The organism is Vibrio sp. Vb1574, from assembly GCF_033338675.1.
In genome coordinates this window covers 1-1,529 of record NZ_JAWOTC010000169.1, presented here as the reverse complement: position 1 = coordinate 1,529, position 1,529 = coordinate 1, and the positions used below count along the sequence as shown (strand labels likewise).

At 46.3% G+C, this 1,529-nt stretch carries 1 protein-coding gene; it reads left to right on the top strand.

Annotated elements, in window-relative coordinates; genetic code table 11:
- Nucleotides 1-77: 77 nt before the first annotated feature.
- On the top strand, nucleotides 78-1,529 hold a 1,452-nt coding region (gene nagE / locus R7O12_RS24510), incomplete at its 3' end, for an N-acetylglucosamine-specific PTS transporter subunit IIBC (protein WP_318126641.1).

Sequence of the window (1,529 nt, the reverse complement as noted above, 5' to 3'; positions counted from 1 at the left end):
TAAACTGACGATGACTAAATTGAACGACTGAAATAAGTCATTCAACATAACATCGAATCCTATAGGGGGAACTTAAGGTGAATATTCTCGGATACGCGCAGAAGTTAGGTAAAGCTCTTATGCTTCCTATCGCGACTTTGCCAATCGCAGGCTTGTTACTGCGCTTGGGCCAACCTGATGTATTTGACATCGCGTTTATGGCACAAGCCGGTAACTCAATCTTCTCTAACCTTCCATTGTTATTTGGTCTAGGTATCGCGATCGGCTTATCAAAAGACGGTCAAGGTGCTGCAGGTCTTGCTGGTGCGGTTGCGTACTTCGTACTTACTGCGACAGCGTCAACAATCGATGCGTCAGTTAACATGTCATTCTTCGGTGGTATCATCGCAGGTATCATTGCTGGCCATTCTTACAACGCTTTCCATGCTACACGCCTTCCTGAGTGGCTAGCATTCTTCTCTGGTAAGCGCCTAGTGCCAATTATGGCTGGTTTGTTCGCCCTAGTTGCTGGTGCTGTTTCAGGTATTGTATGGCCAACAATCCAAGGTGGTCTAGATGCACTTGCTCACGGTATCTCTACTTCCGGCGCAATCGGTCAGTTTGTATACGGTACGCTTAACCGTGCTCTAATTCCTGTGGGTCTACACCACGTACTGAACTCTTTCTTCTGGTTTGGTATGGGTTCTTGTCAAGAAGTGCTAGTTTCTGGCGCAACAGCTGCTGGTCAAGCTCTTCCTGCACTACAACAACTTTGTGTTGACCCAGCTCTAGCTAAGACACTTGTTGCTGGTCAAACTCACACATTTGAATTCGCTAACTCAGTAACTCCAGAAATTACAGCAACTGTTAAAGAAGTAACTGAAACAGTTAAATCTGGTGACCTACACCGTTTCTTCGGCGGCGATAAGAGCGCTGGTGTATTCATGAACGGTTTCTTCCCAGTAATGATGTTTGGTCTACCAGGTGCAGCACTTGCTATGTACCTAGCGGCTCCTGTTGAGAAACGTAGCCAAGTTGGTGGTGCATTGTTCTCTGTTGCATTCTGTTCATTCCTAACTGGTATCACAGAGCCTCTAGAGTTCATGTTCGTATTCCTAGCTCCTGCTCTATACGCGATTCACGCAGTGTTCACTGGTCTATCGCTAGTTGTTGCTAACATGCTTGGTACGCTACACGGCTTCACATTCTCTGCTGGTCTAATTGACTACTTGTTGAACTACGGTCTAGCAACTAAACCTCTACTACTAGGTGCAGTTGGTCTTGGCTTCGGTGCTCTTTACTTCTTCACATTCAGCTTCGCAATCCGCGCGTTTAACCTAAAATCGCCAGGCCGTGAAGATGATGATAGCCAAGCAGCAGCACCAGCAGGTGAAGCAAAAAGTGGTGACCTAGCTCGTCAATACCTAAAAGCGCTAGGTGGTCATGACAACCTAACTTCAATTGACGCATGTATCACTCGTCTACGTCTAACTCTGAAAGATCGTTCAGTAGCTGATGAAGAAGTGTTGAAGAAACTAGGTGCGAAAGGT